At 69.2% G+C, this 16,597-nt stretch carries 16 protein-coding genes and 1 riboswitch; of the genes, 5 read left to right on the plus strand and 11 right to left on the minus strand.

Going from position 1 to position 16,597, the window contains the following annotated elements:
• Window positions 1-97: 97 nt before the first annotated feature.
• The 6 genes from HC028_RS15070 to HC028_RS15095 all read right to left on the minus strand — a co-directional run bounded on the left by HC028_RS15070 (window position 98) and on the right by HC028_RS15095 (window position 7,475).
• The gene (locus HC028_RS15070) at window positions 98-1,384 is read right to left on the minus strand and encodes a purine-cytosine permease family protein (protein ID WP_205861421.1); all 1,287 of its coding nucleotides are present in this window, start codon (window positions 1,382-1,384) and stop codon (window positions 98-100) included.
• A gap of 61 nt (window positions 1,385-1,445) precedes the next feature.
• Window positions 1,446-1,556, minus strand: a riboswitch (TPP riboswitch).
• Window positions 1,557-1,624: 68 nt separating this feature from the next.
• Window positions 1,625-3,373, minus strand: coding sequence for a pyruvate dehydrogenase (locus tag HC028_RS15075; RefSeq protein ID WP_168077749.1), 1,749 nt, complete (start codon window positions 3,371-3,373; stop codon window positions 1,625-1,627).
• A gap of 174 nt (window positions 3,374-3,547) precedes the next feature.
• Window positions 3,548-4,306, minus strand: a complete 759-nt coding sequence (locus tag HC028_RS15080; protein ID WP_168077751.1) for a maleylpyruvate isomerase family mycothiol-dependent enzyme — start codon at window positions 4,304-4,306, stop codon at window positions 3,548-3,550.
• A gap of 87 nt (window positions 4,307-4,393) precedes the next feature.
• A complete protein-coding gene (locus HC028_RS15085; RefSeq protein ID WP_168077753.1) occupies window positions 4,394-5,008 on the minus strand; it encodes a TIGR03086 family metal-binding protein in 615 nt (204 codons plus the stop codon).
• 12 nt (window positions 5,009-5,020) lie between these two features.
• Window positions 5,021-6,031 carry a sigma-70 family RNA polymerase sigma factor gene (locus HC028_RS15090; protein WP_168077755.1) on the minus strand — a complete coding sequence of 337 codons (1,011 nt, stop codon included), beginning with the start codon at window positions 6,029-6,031 and terminating at the stop codon, window positions 5,021-5,023.
• Window positions 6,032-6,221: 190 nt separating this feature from the next.
• Entirely contained in the window at window positions 6,222-7,475 is a 1,254-nt protein-coding gene (locus HC028_RS15095; RefSeq protein ID WP_338091282.1) for an HNH endonuclease signature motif containing protein, read from the minus strand.
• Window positions 7,476-7,703: 228 nt separating this feature from the next.
• Here HC028_RS15095 and HC028_RS15100 point away from each other — a divergent pair, with 228 nt between their 5' ends.
• Both HC028_RS15100 and HC028_RS15105 read left to right on the plus strand, forming a co-directional pair.
• Window positions 7,704-8,114 carry a VOC family protein gene (locus HC028_RS15100; RefSeq protein ID WP_168077759.1) on the plus strand — a complete coding sequence of 137 codons (411 nt, stop codon included), beginning with the start codon at window positions 7,704-7,706 and terminating at the stop codon, window positions 8,112-8,114.
• A 37-nt stretch (window positions 8,115-8,151) separates the two neighbouring features.
• On the plus strand, window positions 8,152-8,550 hold the full coding sequence (locus tag HC028_RS15105) for an ArsC/Spx/MgsR family protein (protein ID WP_168077761.1): 399 nt from the start codon (window positions 8,152-8,154) through the stop codon (window positions 8,548-8,550).
• A 296-nt stretch (window positions 8,551-8,846) separates the two neighbouring features.
• Here the strand turns inward: HC028_RS15105 and HC028_RS15110 are convergent, their stop codons facing one another.
• Window positions 8,847-9,149, minus strand: a complete 303-nt coding sequence (locus tag HC028_RS15110; RefSeq protein WP_168077763.1) for a hypothetical protein — start codon at window positions 9,147-9,149, stop codon at window positions 8,847-8,849.
• A gap of 315 nt (window positions 9,150-9,464) precedes the next feature.
• Here HC028_RS15110 and HC028_RS15115 point away from each other — a divergent pair, with 315 nt between their 5' ends.
• Window positions 9,465-10,787 (plus strand): class I SAM-dependent methyltransferase, encoded by a 1,323-nt coding sequence (locus HC028_RS15115; RefSeq protein WP_239075727.1) that lies wholly within the window; start codon window positions 9,465-9,467, stop codon window positions 10,785-10,787.
• A 25-nt stretch (window positions 10,788-10,812) separates the two neighbouring features.
• Here HC028_RS15115 and HC028_RS15120 read toward each other — a convergent pair whose 3' ends face one another.
• From HC028_RS15120 to HC028_RS15135, 4 genes are read right to left on the minus strand one after another with little or no spacing between them, the layout of a single operon-like run.
• Window positions 10,813-11,184, minus strand: coding sequence for a response regulator (locus tag HC028_RS15120; protein ID WP_168077767.1), 372 nt, complete (start codon window positions 11,182-11,184; stop codon window positions 10,813-10,815).
• Between the two features lie 58 nt (window positions 11,185-11,242).
• Window positions 11,243-11,614, minus strand: coding sequence for an STAS domain-containing protein (locus tag HC028_RS15125; RefSeq protein WP_168077769.1), 372 nt, complete (start codon window positions 11,612-11,614; stop codon window positions 11,243-11,245).
• A gap of 39 nt (window positions 11,615-11,653) precedes the next feature.
• The gene (locus tag HC028_RS15130; protein ID WP_168077771.1) at window positions 11,654-12,598 is read right to left on the minus strand and encodes a hypothetical protein; all 945 of its coding nucleotides are present in this window, start codon (window positions 12,596-12,598) and stop codon (window positions 11,654-11,656) included.
• Window positions 12,595-13,230: an RNA polymerase sigma factor gene (locus tag HC028_RS15135; protein WP_239075728.1), complete on the minus strand. Its 636-nt coding sequence runs from the start codon at window positions 13,228-13,230 to the stop codon at window positions 12,595-12,597. The genes HC028_RS15130 and HC028_RS15135 overlap by 4 nt, the downstream gene beginning before the upstream one ends.
• A 686-nt stretch (window positions 13,231-13,916) precedes the next feature.
• Between HC028_RS15135 and HC028_RS15140 the strand changes: the two genes are divergently transcribed.
• Both HC028_RS15140 and HC028_RS15145 read left to right on the plus strand, forming a co-directional pair.
• A complete protein-coding gene (locus tag HC028_RS15140) occupies window positions 13,917-15,098 on the plus strand; it encodes a M20 metallopeptidase family protein (RefSeq protein WP_239075729.1) in 1,182 nt (393 codons plus the stop codon).
• Window positions 15,099-15,239: 141 nt separating this feature from the next.
• Window positions 15,240-16,583: a type I glutamate--ammonia ligase gene (locus HC028_RS15145; protein ID WP_168077777.1), complete on the plus strand. Its 1,344-nt coding sequence runs from the start codon at window positions 15,240-15,242 to the stop codon at window positions 16,581-16,583.
• Window positions 16,584-16,597: the final 14 nt, after the last annotated feature.

Raw genomic sequence — 16,597 nt, forward strand, 5'->3', positions numbered from 1 at the left:
CCTTTCGCTCGGCCCATGATAGGTAGGCCGATCGACCGGATTGACGATGGGGTGCGCGTATTCGTCCGGGCTGTCCCAGCTGTGGGCTGGGCCTGCGCTAGGACCGGCGCCGTGCCCGGAGCGTCGCCGGCACCGTCACGGCGGCGGTCAGCAGCGACGCGACAGCGAGGCTGACGAGCGAGGCCGACCAGCCGTTGTCGGCAGGGATGCCGAGGTTCGCCTGTCGGGCCGCCCACCAGGCGGTCCAGCCCGCGCCGACGCCGTCGAAGTACGTCGGCAGCGTCAGCTGGTACGCGACGAAACCCGCTGCCCAACCGACGATGAGCGGCACTCGTGCCGGTGCGGTCTCCGAGACGTCCCAACTGCCGCGCGGGGCCAGGTAGTAGGCGACCACCAGTACTCCCGCCAGCGGCACGAACACCGCGCCGATCAGGAACAGGAACGCCTCGTACGAGGTGGCGTCGACGACGAGCGCGAGTACCGTCGCGACGCCGCCTACCGCGACAGCCAGCAAGCGCCGGTCGACCCGGGCGGCGAAGTTCTGCGTCGACACCGCCGTTGAGTAGATGTTCGCGAACACCTCGTCGAGTTCGAGGGCCACGAGCACCAGGACGGCGAGCGCGCCGACGGGCACCGCGAGCAGCGCGCCGACGACATCGAACCCGCCCGTGCCGTAGGCCGCGAGCGCCAGCAAGCCGAGCGTGAAGAACGCGATGGTCGAGACACCGTACCCGACACCCGCGCCCACGAAAGCGGTCCGTGCGTTGCGCGAGTGTCTGGTGTAGTCGGCAGCGAGCGGGAACCACGATATGGGCATCGCAATGACGACATCGACGGCAGTCCAGAACGACACTGCGCCTTCGTGGGGCAGGGCGTTCAGTGGATGGCTGAGTACGCGCACGAAGAGGTATGCGGTCGCCGCCAGTGCGACCCAGACGGCGTAGCGGCCCAGTACGCGCATTGCGCCGAGTGGCCGCACCGCCATCACCGTCGCGAGTAGGCCGGCGGCCAGCACGAACGGCCAGCGCGGCGCGGACAGGGCCCGGGACGCGGCCTCGGAGATGATGACGATCTCGAACGTCGCCCAGCCCACACACTGGACGACGTTGAGCGCGGTCGGAACGTACGACACTCGCCGGCCGAGCAGGCCCCGCAACAGGACCATGGCTGGCACGCGCTCCCGGGCGGCAGGGGCGGCGGTGAGGCCGAGCAGTATCGCGCCGATGACCGCGCCGGTGACGATCGCCAGGATGCTCGCTCCGAGCGACCGGCCCGGCAGGACCGCGAACGCGGCCGCTACCGGGAGCAGCAGGCTGACGCCGAGGTTGGCCCACAGGCCGAAGGTGTCGCGCATCCCGAGCGTCTGTGCAGGTGGCTCGGTCAAGGTGAGAGGCGCCTCGGCGGATGAGGTCGAGGACGGGGCCGATGGGTGGTCCGGGACGACGGACGCGCTCACGTGTACTCCCTACGCCGGCATTACCCGGTCAGGTTCCAGCGGTCGGCAGCCCACAGCCGCCCTCTCAGCCCGGTCCAGCCGAGCTCCCGCACACAGCGCTAACACTGTAGTCCACGGTGGATTCGGCGCCTGGTCCGCTACCGGCTCAGCCTGGCTCGGATCGGCGGCTCAGGGGCGGGGGAGGGGCAGGTTCCTGATGTTGGCGCGGGCCATCTCCCGGGCGGCGTCGAAGTCCCCCGACAGCACGATCTTGCTGAATGCGAGCCCAAAGCCCTTCACCTGCTCGGGAGTGATCTTCGGCGGCATCGACAGGGCGTTCGGGTCCGTGACAGCGTCGACGAGCACCGGACCCGGGGTCGCGAAGGCCTCCCGCAGTCCGTCCCGTACATCGGCTGGATCTTCGATCCGGATGCCCGTCGCTCCGGCGGCCCGGGCAACGGCCGCGAAGTCGGGCTCCTTCATCCTCGTCTGGTACGGCGGCAGGCCCGCCACCAGCATTTCGAGCTCGACCATCGCGAGGGAGGAGTTGTCAAAGATCACGACCTTTACGGGCAGGTCGTACTGGAGCAGGGTCAGGAAGTCACCCATCAGCATCGTGAACCCGCCGTCGCCGCAGATCGCGACCACTTGCCGGTTGCGATCGACGTGTTGGGCCCCGATCGACTGCGGCAGGGCGTTGGCCATGGTGCCATGGTTGAACGACCCGAGGAAGCGCCGTTTCCCGGTCGCGTGGATGAAGCGGGCCGCCCACACGTTGCACATTCCCGTGTCGACGGTGAAGACCGCGTCGTCAGCGGCGATCTCGTTGATGGCGCTCGCGACCTGCTCCGGGTGGATCGGTCGCCGGCCGTCGGCGCCTTGGGCGTACGCGTGCACCCGGCCCATCAGCTCCCGATGCCGGCGAAGCATCCGGTCCAGGAACGACCGGTCGGTCTTCTCGGCGACCTTGGGCAGCAGTGCCCGGACGGTGTCCCCGGCGTCGCCCCACACGCCGAGGTCCAGCCGGGACCGGCGGCCGAGCCGCTCCCGCGCGATGTCGACCTGGACCACCTTTGAGTCCTTCGGCATGAACTGCACGTACGGGAAGTCGGTGCCCAGCAGGATCAACAGCTCGCACTCCTGCATCGCGTCGTAGCAGGCGCCATAGCCGAGCAGTCCACTCATGCCGACGTCGTACGGGTTGTCGTACTCGATCCAGTCCTTGCCCCGCATGGCGTGGCCGACCGGGGCCTTCAGCTTCTCGGCGAGCGCGATCACCTGGTCGTGAGCGCCCGCGACGCCGCGCCCGCAGAACAACGTCACCGTCCGCGCCTCGTTGACCAACTGGGCGAACTCCGCGATCACCGACTCCGTCGGGTCGGCCGTCGGCCGCTGGCCGAGGCGGTACGTGTGCTCGAGGTATGCGCTGCTTGCGGGCTCACCCGCCACGTCACCCGGTAGCGTCACGACCGAGACGCCGCCCCGGCCCAGGGACATCTGGACGGCCATCTGCGCCACCCGGGCCATCTGCTCGCGTCGCGTCACGATCCCGCAGTAGTGGCTGCAGTCGGCGAACAGCAGGGTCGGGTTGGTCTCCTGGAAGTACCCGGTGCCGAGCTCCGTGCTCGGGACGTGCGCGGCGATCGCGACGACGGGGGCATGGCTGCGGTGCGCGTCGTACAGTCCGTTGACGAGGTGGACGTGCCCCGGCCCGGAGCTTCCGGCGCAGCAGCCGAGCCGGCCGGTCAGCTGCGCTTCCGCGCCAGCGGCGAAGGCGCCGGTCTCCTCGTGGCGTACGTGTATCCAGTCGATCCCGGGGTGCCGGCGAATGGAGTCGGTGACCGGGTTGAGGGCGTCGCCGACGACTCCGTACATGGTGCGTACGCCCGCGGCGAGCAGAATCTCGACGAGCTGATCAGCTACGGTGCGTCGGGCCATGACGACCACCTCAGCGGCAGACGGTGCTATCTCCGGCGGCAGGCGCCATGGATACGCATTCCCGTCGCCGTCTCGGATAACCCCGAAGCTGTCTCGTATGTCGCCGGCGGGGTCTGTGGTCTGCTGGCGCTGATCGTTCCGGCTGGCTCTCTTCGTTCCTGCTGGCGCTGATCGTTAGGGAACCAGCGGGCTGTTCAAGGCGGCCTCAGCCGCGGCGCGGTGACCGTCCCACGTGATCGCTTGATCGTCGTGGGGGAGCCTGCCCCACAGCATCAGCAGGAGGGCAGCGGCTGGGCCGCTGACCGTGGCGACCGGGTCAGCGGTGATCCGGTCAGTGGTGATCCGGTCAGTGGTGATCGGATCGCCGGGGCCGAGGATCCACGATCCTGTTGCGGTACCGGTGCCCGTGCTCAGGTCCGTAGCGGTGAAGCGGATCGGATGTGCGGGGGCGCTGAGACGGCCACGCTTGATCTGGAGCGGCACCATCGTGTCGATCACTTCGGCGATCCCGTCGCCTGCGAGCACCGGGTCGACTTCGCTGGGGATCCCCAGGGCGTGCTCGGCATCCCACCGGTGAACCAGCGTCTCCAGGCACCTGCGTCGCTGCCAGAAGCCGACGGTGTGCGGCGGGAAGAATGTCCAGGCGTCAGTGGCCGGATCGGTGTCGAGCGCCGTCAGCAGGGCCGCCGACGTGCCCTTGAACCAGGTCACCAGCTCAGTCGAGGCACGCGGCGCGGGCGGGGACTGGTGGTTGCCCCGCTTCTCGGTCACCGCCGCCGCAGCCCAGAGGTTGCCGCGGCCCAGGTGGTCCGCAAGGTCGTACAGGGTCCAGTCGCCGCAGTGCTCGATCGGCGTGGAGAGATCCCCGCTGAGGCACGCCTCGAACGCGTCAAACTCCCGACGCAGCTGCGCCAGGTAGTCGGAAGAATCCATGCCCGTGACTGTATAGCGCGATGCCGTCTTCCGCGACGCCGTGCTGGGCGGTGCCGTGCTGGGCGGTTCCGTCGTCGTTGCGTCTCCTCATGGAGCGCCGGGAGCTCGGTATGGGTGGCGGCCGAGGAATGCGACCAACCGGTCTCCTGGAGCGGCCAGCGGCGGCACGTCGATGGGCGCGGCGAATCGGGTTGGGCGGTCGGCGTCGGTGACGAAGAACGGTGCGAGTTCGAGCAGCTCCTCGGCCAGCGACGGCGAAATTGGGCGATGTCTCCCGCATGCCCGCGCGACGTCCCACCCGTGCACCGCGATCTCGATGGCTCCGGCACTCGTCACGATGCCTGGCGTGAGCGGGCGACCGCCGATCGAGATCAAGTCGTGGCCGTCGGCGGCGCTGGTGCCAAGAAGTGCGCAGGCACGACTGCGCAGGCTCGCGATCATCTCAAGAGCCCGGTCACCGTCATGAACGGCGAGGCCGGCGTGTCCGAGTTCGACGCGCCCGAGACCGAGAGCCTCGTTCATCGCGAGGAGAGAATCGTCCATGTGGACCAGCAGGGACCGGAGATCCCAGCCCAGGCAGGGAGTGCGGCGCGACAGGGCCTCGGATGTGACGAGATGCAGGCTGCCGAGGGTGTAGGTGATCGCGCGTTCCAGCAGGGTGGTCCCGCCGAGCGAGGCTGCCGTCGTGCGGGTGTCCGTCATCGTCTGGCCAGTTCAACGCGCTGAGCGAGGCTCGACCGGCAGCGTCTCCGGCAGGCCGAAGGTCGCGAACAGGCGGACGTCGAAGAAGCAGGCGACGTGCGTGACGCCGGAGGCGCTGAGCGTGAGAACCGGCAGGTTGAACGGCCGGTACACGTCGCCGTCGCGCATGTACAGTCCGAACGCCGGCTGGCCGTTCGCCCGGGTGGGAACCAGCCGCATATCGCCCGGGCCCTCTGCGGGGCACTGCGTGTCGATGAGCCGAGCGATGTTCTCGGCACCCTGGTACCAGCCGATGAACGGCGGCATCTCCCAGACGGCGTCCTTGGTGAACAGTTCGACAATGGCGGAGATGTCTTTTTCCTCGAAGGCTGTGACGTAGCGGTCCAACAGTTCACGCTGGTCCGCAGCCGTGGGCTCGACGATGTCGTCTTCGGCTGGGGCTGCCTGGTCGAGCTGGGCTCGGGCGCGTTGCAGCATGCTGTTGACGGCGGTCGTCGTCGTGTCGAGCAGTTCGGCGACCTCGGCGGCCCGCCACTGCAGCACGTCGCGCAGAATCAGGACGGCACGTTGCCGGGGCGGTAGGTGCTGTAGCGCGGCGATAAGCGCCAGCCGCAGGCTCTGTCGCGCGGTGACGATCGTGGCCGGATCGGTTGCCTCTGCGCTGACCATGATGTCGGGTACGGGCTCGAGCCACGGTACTTCCGGTTGCTGCACCAGGGGGTCGCCAGCATCGATGCCCGGGGCGCCGAGTCCGGTGGGCAACGGCCGCTTGCGGCGGCTCTCGAGCGCGGTGAGGCAGACCCTCGTGGCGATCTGGTGGAGCCATGTGCGCAGTGAAGATCGACCCTCGAACTGGTGGAACGAGCGCCACGCCCGCAGGTATGTCTCCTGGACCAGATCCTCTGCGTCGTGTACGGACCCGAGCATCCGGTAGCAGTGTGCCAGCAGTTCACGGCGGTACGGGTCCGCCTGGCGCAGGAAGTCCTCGTTGGCCGAATTATCCACCGTGGTCACCGTCTTCATCTCCTCGATGGGCGCATGCTGCCGTGAATGCTGAGTGGCATCGAGTCTGTCCTGCGACTGCCGCACCGGTATAGACCGGTGCGGCCGACAAGACTCACCGGTCGAGCGACGAATTCTCCAGGCGGGTTCGGGCTGTGCCGGTGATCGTATCCGAGGTGGGAAGGCGCAGCCGCGCACGAGATGGCCGGCGTCACTGGCGTCGGTGGTAGCGGTTGCGTTGGGGCTTTTGCTCCGGGTCGATGTAGGTCGGTGGGATGAATTCGGGGAGTCCGTCGGCGGGGTTGATGCGGATCTGCCAGGGGCTGTGGTGGACCTGCCGGTGGTGGTAGCCGCACAGGAGCACGGCGTTGTCGAGGCTGGTGGTTCCGCCGTCTGCCCAGTGCACGATGTGGTGGCCGTCGGTCCAGCGGGGCGGGCGGTCGCAGCCGGGGAACGCGCAGCCGCGGTCGCGCAGGACGAGGGCGCGGCGCAGCGGTCCTTTGATCAGGCGTTGTTCGCGGCCGACGTCGAGGACCTGGCCGGCGCTGCCGAGTACGGCGGGGAGCAGGGCGGCGTCGCAGGCCAGTCGCCGGGCGGCGGCCGCCGACAGCGACGAGCCGTCGTCCAACGTCGCGGCCCCGACCTGCTGGCGCAGCGTGTCGATGCCGACGGTGACCACGACCTGGGGGCGGTCGCCGCCGTTGGCGGGCAACTCGCCGCAGGCCAGCGCGATCCGGCACACCTCGACCAGGGCGTCGACGCGCCGCTGGCCGGGGGTGCGCACGTCCGGCTCCCCGGCTGACGGCCGGGGCGCGGACAGCGGGTCGATCGCGGCGCGGACCTGAGCGGCGGATTCGCGGTCGAGCCAGCCGGAAAGCCGGACCCGGTTTTCGCCGGGCACCTCGCTCAGGCGCAGGTCCCGGCCCAGAAAAGCCCGCTCCTCGGCGCGCTCCATCGCCTCCCGGGCCCGCGCCTCGGCCTCGTCGGGGGCGACGACCTCGAGGATCCGGTTACCCAGAATCTTCAACTGCTGCGGGCCGAACGTCGCCGCGTCGTCGACCAGGCGCTTCTCCGCGGCCGCGCGGTGCTCGGCCGGCAGGACCGCGACGGCCTTGGCGATCTCGTCGACCTGCTCGACGTTGATGTCACCGTCGGCCAGGGCGTCGGCGGTGACCGGCAGGTCACGCTCGAGCGCGGCGGCCAACCGCACCAGCCGGAGCGCGGTCTCCTTCTTGACCCGGTAGCGATCCCGCAGCCACGCGGCCGTGTTCGGCGCGCCCTGCCCGGCCGCGACCGCCCGACCATCGACCTCGCGGACCACCCGCAGCGAAAGCTCGATCACGCCCTGAAGGTGCGCCTGCAGGCCGTCGAGGAAGTCCACCAGACCGGCCTCCGCCAAGGCGTACACCGGCACCGCCCGACCCTCCTCGAGCCCGCGATCCAGCGACGCCAACGCACCGTCCACGAACGACAAACTACCGACGCGGTACGACAGATTTCGAACCCCTGTACTACCCCGGTAGGTGGGCCGGCCGTGCGGTTGACGGCTGCCGCGGTGGGCAGTGAGCGGGCTCGGCTCGCGCGGTGGAGCGGGCACGGTGAAAGCGGTGGAACCGAATCCCATCGGGCCGATGAGTTTTGGCTGGAGTGCTGGTCTGTACAGGCGACCGAACGAGAGAAGAGGAGAAGCTCAATGTCGACCGCGATCTTCGTCAACCTTCCGGTGAAGGACCTCGGCAAGTCCATGGACTTCTTTACCAGGCTCGGCTTTTCGTTCAACCGGCAGTTCACCGACGAGAACGCGGCCTGCCTCGTCATCAGCGACACCATTTACGCGATGCTGCTCGTAGAGCCGTTCTTTCAGACGTTTACCAAGAAGGAGATCGCTGACGCCACCAAGAGCACGGAGGCGATTCTGTGTCTCGGCGTCGAGAGCCGGCAGCGGGTCGACGAGCTGGCGGACCGCGCGCTCGCCGCAGGTGGGCTGCCCGCGAACGAGGCGATGGACCAGGGCTTCATGTACGGGCGGAGCTTCCAGGACCTCGACGGTCACCTGTGGGAAGTGATGTACATGGATCAGGACGCGGTGCAGGAGCGGGCCTAGAAGGTGCTGGCGGGCCCAGGCTGCGAGGATTCTCGGCATGGAGCTGTGGAGCAACCCGTCGTGCTCGAAGTGCGTGAGCGCTCGCGACACGCTGGACGCCGCGCGGGTGCCGTACCGGTTGCGCGCTTATCTGGAGCAGCCGCCTACCGCGGACGAACTCATTGACGTGCTGCATCGGCTGGGGGCGCAACCATGGGAGATATGCCGGACCGGTGAACCGGCCGCCGTAGCGCGCGGAATGGCCGACTGGCCACGGGACGAGGCGAACGCGCAGCGCTGGATCGACGCGATGATTGAGGCGCCCCAGCTCATTCAGCGTCCGATCCTTCTGCTCGACGACGGCTCGGCCATCGTCGGACGAACCCCGGAGGCGTTGGACGACGCGGTACGACGCGTGAATCGCTCACTGGCGCAGCGGTCCCGTTCGCAGCGTTGAGAACAACCCGTTGCTGCGGAGTGACGCCCAGCGGTGTCGCATGTGGACCGATATCACCTACTGCACCGAGCGGTCAAGGCGCACACGGTCGTGGTGTCCGGTCGTGGCTGGCACTATCAGGCGTCCGGCCCGGGCGGCGCGATCCGCCGGCGGACCGGGCCGGGACTACCTGGCCCGGTCCGGGCTGATGTGTAACCAGGTCAACGCCGGGCTGTGGTCCTGATCCGGGTCGAGGCGACACCGCAGCCCGACCTGCGGCGCCTCGGGGTCGTCCACGCCGCAGCCAGTCGTCAAATTCAGTGCTCGTCGTAGTGCCCTTCGTGGGCGGCGTGCCGGTGGCTCTCGTGTACGAAGTCGACGTGGTCGCCGTGCTGGACCTGCTCGTGCCCGCAGCCCTCGCCGTGGCCGTGTGGATGGTCCTCGGTCTGCACGTGCTGATCGAGGGCGCACTCGTCGTAGTGCCCTTCGTGCGCGTGGTGGACGCGCCCGTCGTGCAGGTAGTCGACGTGGTCACCGTGCTGCACGCTGGCGTGCCCGCAGGTCGCGCTGTGTTCGTGATCGTGGCCGGCGAGCGGCTGGTGCCCAGCTGCCGTGGTCATGGCTATCCCCTTTCCGAGTGGTGAGCGGGTCTTCGGCTACCCGTACGGTCTGCGCTGACACCCGGTCGCTCGAACGGCTCGGCGGCACCATCTCGCCGATTTCGCGGTGCGCTCGCCGCGCTGGGTAGGAGACTGTGGGGACGCCGGTTCAGACAGCTGTCCGGTGACGGGCACGGAAGCCCGTTGACAACGCACCCGGGCCGGAACTTTAGTTAGTGATGCTAACGCTGTCGGTGTGGTGGCGGATTCGCCGAGGTCGTTCCTGGCGGGATGCGGGGAGAGGCTGTGGTTACTGACCGTAGGGTGGCGCAGCGTTTGAGCCATCTGCTGGAGCAGATGTTGGGCGTACGCCTGCCGTTGCGACTGCGCGGGTGGGACGGTTCGGAAGTGGGTCCGCCCGGCGCGCCGGTCGTCGTGTTCCGTAACCGGTTGGCGCTGCGGCGGCTGCTGTGGCAGCCCAACGAACTCGGGTTGGGGCGGGCCTACGTGGCCGGCGACATCGAGCTCGACGGCGATATGTACGAGGCGCTGCGGCGCCTCGATGACCTGTTGTGGCAGCAGCCGGAGCGCGCGGCCCAGCGGGGCGGGATCCTGCGTGGCGGGATGTCGGGTGGCGAGACCGTGCGCGACCTGATCCGGCTGGGGGCTGTCGGTCCGGCGCCGCGGCCGCCGGCGGAGGAGGCGTCGCTGCGCGGGAACAGGCACAGTCTCGGCCGCGACCGGCGGGCGATCAGTCACCACTATGACGTGGGAAACGACTTCTACCGGCTCGTGCTCGGCGAGTCGATGGTCTACTCCTGTGCGTTCTGGCGCTCCGGTGATCCCGACGGCGGCGCTTCCGACTACGGACTGGCCGACGCCCAGCGCGACAAGCTGGAGCTGATCTGTCGCAAGCTGGCCCTCCGGCCGGGTATGCGGCTGCTCGATGTCGGCTGTGGGTGGGGATCACTGGCGATCCACGCCGCGCGTGAGCATGGCGTCTCGGTCGTCGGGGTGACGCTGTCGCACGAGCAGGTCGAGTACGCCCGGAAGCGGGTCGCCCAGGCCGGGCTGGCCGACCGGGTGGAGATACGCCTGCAGGACTACCGGGACATCAGCGACGATCCCTTCAACGCCATTTCCAGCGTCGGGATGGCCGAACACGTCGGGCTGGCCCAGTACGCTCAGTACGCCGCGCTGCTCTTCCGACGGCTGCGCCCGGGCGGGCGGCTGCTCAACCACCAGATCGCGGCGCTGCATCCGACCGACGAACCCGCGACGCTCCCCGGTCCACTGGCCCGGCTGCGCCGCCAGCCGCGCTCTTTTATCGACGCCTACGTCTTTCCCGATGGTGAGCTCGCCCCGGGCGGGGCCACGGTATCGCTCCTGGAGCGGGCGGGGTTCGAGGTACGCGACGTCGAAGCCCTGCGCGAGCACTATGCCCGTACGCTGCGCGTCTGGGTCTCCAACCTGGAGGCCAATTGGGACGAGGCGATCCGCCTCACCACCCCTGGCCGGGCCCGGGTCTGGCGGCTGTACATGGCCGGTTCCGCGCTGTCCTTCGAAGCCGGCCGAATCGGCGTCAACCAGATCCTGGCCGTGAAGGCCGATGCGGACGGCCGCAGCGGCATGCCGCCAACCCGCGACTGGCTGCGGTAAGCGGCCCTGTCAGGCAGGGGTCTCCTCAACCGGGCTGCGTGGCCCCGTTGGCGAGCGCGGCTTCGACGTGCCCGACCAGCTCCCGCGGCGACAGGGGCTTGCGCAGCAGGCCGACGACGCCCGGCACGTTCGCCGTCGCGAGGTCGGCCGAGCCGCCGGTGGCCACGATGATCGGGATGTCGGCGGTAACGGGTTCGGACTGCACCGCGGTCACCAGTTCCAATCCGGTCATCCCGGGTGGCATGTCGACATCGGTGAGCAGGAGGTCTGGCCGACGGTCACGGACCTCGATGAAGGCCGACCTGCCGTCGCGGCACGGTATGACGCTGTGCCCACAGCGCGTCAGGGCGCGGGAGTACAGCGCCAGGAGATCCGCGTCGTCCTCCGCGATCACCACACATGACATCGTCGAGGTCCTCCTGTTGTCGGCCGGATCTTTGGGGGGACGTGGACCGTCAGTTGTTCGTCAAATGCCCGTACAGTCCGGTGATCTCAAGTGCCCGCCGCACGATTGCGCGGCAGTTGGTGGCGGTGAGGGTGATGCCACGCTGCTGCGCCGTGTGATGTGCGAAGTGGAGTGCGGTGATGCTGCTGGCGTCGAGGAATGTCAGCGGGGCGAAGTCCAGGACGAGTCGGCTGAGGCCGGGCTTGCCCAGCACGCCCTGCAGCACCGCTTCGAACTGCCCGACCGTTGCGATGTCGAGTTCGCCGCGCACGGTCAAGCCGACCGCTACGTCGTCGATGACCGCCGTGTCCCCGATGATCGTCGTGCTCAGCGCGAACCGTGGTGGTTTCAGAGTGTCGTGGCCCGTGTCCATCTGACTCATCCGCCTTCCGCTTGAATTGGGTCAGTTACTCGAAATGGGTCAGTTATCGGAGTTGCCGTTGCCGGGCTTGCCGTTACTGCCGCTGCCCGAGTTGCCGTTGCCGGAGTTGCCACTGCGGCCGTCCCAGCCGTGGTCGCGCAGCCACTGTTCAATACGCTGTTCCACATCGCTTTTCGTGCGTCCGCGGGGGTCGCTGTTGGCGGGTACCGATGACACGAGCAGGGCGTGGCAGAACAGCTCTACCTTGTCTTTGCCGCCGGCCGCCGCGATCAGAGCGGAGAACGCGGGGTTGTCGAGAGTCTTGGCCCTGGCCTTCGCATCCGTGGCCCCGCTGCCCGTAGTCCCGCTGCCGGTAACCCTGTTGCCGTTGGACCGGTTGTCCGGGTCGTTCTTGCCGATGTTGCTCTTGTTCTTCTCGTTCTTGTTGTCGCCGTTGTTGCCGTCGGCTTGTTTGACCGTGTCGCCGGTGAGGTAGGCGAAGCACAGATCGACCAGCGGCGGCGTCGGAGACTTGGATGCGTCGGATCCCTTGGAGGTGCTGGAAGCCTTGGGATTCACGCTGCCGTCGGGGCTGAGGCCGACGGCCGACGGCGTGGCCGCGGGGTCAGCTGCGGAAAAGCCCGAGGTACTGGTGGGAGCATGCCGGGCGAGTGGGTTGGGCAATGCGCCGGTGCCGGCGGCCAGCGCTACGCCACCGGCTGTGGTGGCGGCGAGGACCGCGGCGACCGGGACGGTGAACACCTTCATCATCGCGCTCTTGACCGTGGACAGGCTGCGGGGCCGGGGAACAGGGATGAGCTGGGCCGACCGGAAAGCGGCCAGGATGGCCTGCTCCCCGGCGAGCTCGTCCGGGCGGCCGGGCGCGGCCGCCGCGGTCAACAGCGCCGACAGCGGCGGGTGGCGATCGTGTGCGCCCATCGGCGCGCCGCCGAGTAGCTGCTCGGCGGCGCGCCGGTCGAGGTGGCGCGGGTCCTGAATGCTCATGTCGTCCCTGTTGGCGTCGCGGAGCTCGGATCTGTCACACCTGCGTCGGGGTGTCGGTCACGCCCGCCCGCGCGTTGGTCGAGCTGCTCGGCGAGCCGGCGCAGGCCCCGGTACGAGGCGGTCCGGATCGCCCCGGCCCGCTTACCGAGCACCTTCCCGGCTGTTTCGGCGTCGAGGCCGACCACCACCCGCAGCAGCACCGCCTCGGCCTGGTCGCGCGGCAGCGTGCGGATCAGTGCCAGGGCCGAGTCCGTCGAGATCGACTCCGAGGCGCTGTCGGCGGTGTCCCAGGCGCTCGGCAACTCCAGCATCTGCTCGATTGGGGTACTCACCGCAGGTCGTCGTTTTCGGTGGCGCAGATGGTCCATCGCCCGGTTGCGGCCGATCGTGGCGGCCCAGGCACGAAACCCTTCCTTGCCCCGGAAGGTGCGCAGGTCCCGGGAGATCTGCAGCCAGGTCTCCGATGCCACGTCCTCGGCGTCGTCTGCCACCAGGGCTTTCAGGTAGCGCAGCAGGCCGGGTTGAACCGCCCGGTACAGAGCGCGAAACGCCTCCTGATCGCCCTGCTGCGCGGCGGACACCAACGGCGACAGATCTGTCGGCCGGGCAGTCCGCGGCTCAACCTCTGTCACCGAATACTTCACCTCGCCTTGCAGCAACGCCATGTATTTCGAAGCGTCACTGATCCTAAAAACGTCACACCTGCCACCAATACGGTTGAGACAGGACTAATGACGCAACGTAGATGAATCAAGCATCGCCGGCTATGCGCGGCGTCACCCCGCCGCTGAGGTCTGCGCGCCACAACACCGTGCCGGTGGGCCGAAGGTCAGTGCCGGTAGCTCCAAAACTGCAGGTCATGAGGGGTTGGGGCGGGTGTGCCCGATGGTTTCCCGCTGCCGGCTGCGGTGGGTGCGACCGTCTCGTCGCCCTGATTAACCCGCCGACCCGCTCCGGAGTCACGGCGCGCCATTGCGGCAAAATGTCCAGCAAGTCTTGACTGATTGGCCAATGGGGGAGTGTCCGGTTGGCCGGTGGAGTGTGGCAATCGTGGTGCTATCTGAGCCTTCCGGCCAGGTGATGATCAACCCTCAGGTCTGTCGATCGCGGGTACCTGGATCGCGGTGCTCTCGCAGGACGGCCGGGAGTGGAACATCCTCGTGAAACCTACGTTTCACTTGCTCGACGATCATCAGATCCGTAGCATTCGTTTCACCTATGATCGGCGACGGCGCTTGGATCTCAGCATCTGGTCGCAGCGCGGCGGCCCGCCATGCCCGGTGATCGTCCACACCACCCGTCTGCGGAAGGGCCTTGCGTGAGTTCAGATCTCCTCCAGATCTACGACCAGTGGCAGCAGCGGCTCGTCGAGGAGCTGCCCGCGGCGATCGAGCTGCGCCACCGCATCCACGCCGAGCCCCGGGTCTCCCACGACGAGTCCGACACCGCCCGGCTCGTCACGGAGGCGCTCGGTGCGCCCGATGTCCCGAGCATCGCCGGCGCCGGGCGGGTCGTGCGGATCGGTCCGAGCACCGGGCCGTCGATCGCACTGCGCGGGGAGCTGGACGCGCTGCCGATCCGCGAGGAGACCAACGTGCCGTGGAGCTCGGTCAACGGTGCTATGCACGCCTGCGGGCACGACGTCCACCTGGCGGCGCTCGTCGCGGTCGCCCGGGCGGCCCGTTCACTGCCGCTGCCCTGCGCGCTGCTCGCCGTCCTGCAGCACTCCGAGGAGACCTTCCCCTCGGGCGCGTACGAACTGCTCGAGGCCGGTGCGTTCGCCGGCCACGACGTCCGTGCCTTCCTGGGTGTGCACCTGCAGCCGCGCCTCGCCGAAGGCGTGGCCGCCGCGACCGCGGGCCCGGTGAACGCGTCGAGCGACGAGTTCGAGATCGTCGTCGAGGGGCGCGGGGGGCACGCCGGCTACCCGCACCTGACACAGGATCCGGTCGTCGCGCTCGCGCAGGTCGTGGTCGCGCTCCAGCACATCGTCGCCCGGAACGTGGACCCCACCCGGGCGGCGGTCATCACCGTCGGCACCCTGTCGGCGGGATCGGCGGCCAACGTGGTGCCGGGTCGCGCGGAGGCGAGGGGATCGCTGCGGGCGCTGCACCCCGATGACCGTGAGTTCCTGCACCGCCGGCTCGTGGAGGTCAGTGAGCAGGTCGCGGCGGCGCACGGTTGCCGTGCGGAGGTACGGCTGACCATCGGTGAGCCGGCGCTGGTCAACGACCGCCGGCTGGCCGAGGCGTGCGAGCCGTGGCTGGCGAAGTCCGGGTTCGTGCCGGGGGAGGCGTTCCGGTCCTGCGGCGCGGACGATTTCGCGTACTACGGCGCCGCCGGCCCGACACTCATGGCGTTCGTGGGTACCGGAAGCGGCGCCGACGACAGCCCCGGCCTGCACCATCCGCGGTTCCTGCCGTCGGACCTGTCCGTGCACCATGTCGCCCAGGCCATGATCGCAGCCGCGGTCGCCGCGTTCGAGGATCTGGCCAGGTAAACCCGTCCGTACGTACCTTCTCTCGCGGATCTCTAACAGATATAACTACGCCTGCTGTCCGGCGGATCTGTAACGACCGGAACAGTGTCGAAACCTGTCTCACCTGGAGTTTTGATGGCGACCCCTGAGTCCCTTCCTGTAATGCCCGTCGATGAGGTGCAGGCCGTCGCCGAGGCGTTGCGTGCGGCCGGCGTGCGCCTCGTGGTCGGCGCGGTCATCGACTCCGCCGGGGTCTCGCGGGGCAAGCAGGTGCCGGTGGACCGGGCGGGTGCGCTGCACCGATCCGGAGTGGGGGCGTCGAGTACCTGGGCGGTGTTCTGTGCGGACAACGGCATCGCCATGACGCCGCGGATCGGGGCGGTCGGCGACCTGCGCCTGCGGGCTGACCTCTCGGCCGCGGTCGACGTCGGCGGCGGGCTGGCGTGGGCGCCCGCGGAGGTCTTCACCCAGGACGGCGAACCGTCGCCGGTGTGCTGGCGCGGCTTCCTGCGCCGGCAGCAGGCGGCGGCCGAGGCGCTGGGGCTGGAGGTCCTCGCCGCGGGGGAGGTGGAGTTCTCGCTGCTGCCCGCGCGACCGGACGGCACCAGCGGACCCTGGGTCGCCTACGGACTGGGCCCCGCGCTCGACCACCAGGAGTTCCTCCTCGACCTGGAAGCCGAGTTCGACCGCGCGCAGCTCGGCCTCGAACAGCTGCACGCCGAGTACGGCGGCCGCCAGTTCGAGTTCTCGCTGAGCCCGGCCGACCCGCTGCGCGCCGTCGACAAGCTCGCGCTCGCCCGGTTCCTGCTCGGCCGTACCGCGCGCCGCCACGGGCTGGCAGTCTCGCTGTCGCCCAAGCCGTTCGTCGACGGCGTCGGCAACGGCGCGCACCTGCACATGTCGTTCCTCCGCGACGGCAAGCCGCTGCTGTCGGCCGGAGACGGCCCGCACGGCATCACGCCCGAGGGTGGCTCACTGATCGCGGGCATCGTCGAACAGCTGCCCGAGCTCACCGGCCTGCTCGCGCCGTCCGTCCTGTCCAGCCTGCGGCTGCAGCCGGGGATGTGGTCGGGCGCGTACGCCTGCTGGGGGCTGGAGAACCGGGAAGCGGCCGTCCGGCTCTGCGCCGCGACCCAGGGCAACCCGCACGGCGCGAACATCGAGATCAAGTGCGTCGACCCGACGGCGAACCCGTACATCGCCGCCGGCGCGATTCTCGCCGCTGCCCTGGACGGGCTGCGCGCGGGCAAGCCGCTGCCGCCCGAGGTCACCGTGGCGCCGGCAGACCTGACCGAGGAAGAGTCCAAGCAGCTCGGCGTGGTGCAGCTGCCGGGTACGCACGCCGAAGCCCTCGACGCGCTGGAGCGGTCCGCGGCGGCACAGCGCCACCTCGGCGAGGAACTCCTCGAAGCCCTGGTGGCCGTCCGTCGCCACGAGCAGGCTGAGTACGGCGACGCCGACATCGCGACCACCGTGGACCGGCTGCGCTTCGCCTGGTCCGTCTGACCCCACCTGATGAA

The sequence above is a fragment of the Planosporangium flavigriseum genome, from assembly GCF_011947225.1.
GTDB lineage: Bacteria > Actinomycetota > Actinomycetes > Mycobacteriales > Micromonosporaceae > Planosporangium > Planosporangium flavigriseum.